This window comes from Cobetia sp. SIMBA_158 (assembly GCF_046566945.1).
In the GTDB taxonomy this organism is placed as follows: Bacteria; Pseudomonadota; Gammaproteobacteria; order Pseudomonadales; family Halomonadaceae; genus Cobetia; species Cobetia amphilecti.
In genome coordinates, this window is record NZ_JAWJYL010000349.1 from 1 (window position 1) to 274 (window position 274).

The 274-nt window shown below is 38.3% G+C and carries 1 protein-coding gene; it reads left to right on the top strand.

The features are described from left to right. Positions 1-248: hypothetical protein (locus tag R2R70_RS20240; protein WP_410978935.1), on the top strand; the 248-nt coding region annotated here is incomplete at its 5' end. Positions 249-274 lie beyond the last annotated feature (26 nt).

Sequence of the window (274 nt, forward strand, 5' to 3'; positions counted from 1 at the left end):
CAGCAGCTCAACAATCAAGTTATTATGAAATAGCAGGTTTCAAAGAAGCATTACAAAAATTCAGTGGCTTTAAAGATCTTCCAAGTGAAGCTCCTTACAACCTGCAAGGGGTAATCATAGTACCATCTAAGGCAGCTTTTGCAAGAAATGCCCATTATCAATACCTAGGACAAACCTACAGAAACAAGTCTTTTGTTTTCAACTTCCAGATCTATGGAAGCAGAGAAAGACTTGAAAGTGAAAAATAAAATACAAACCGCCCCGAAAGGCGGTT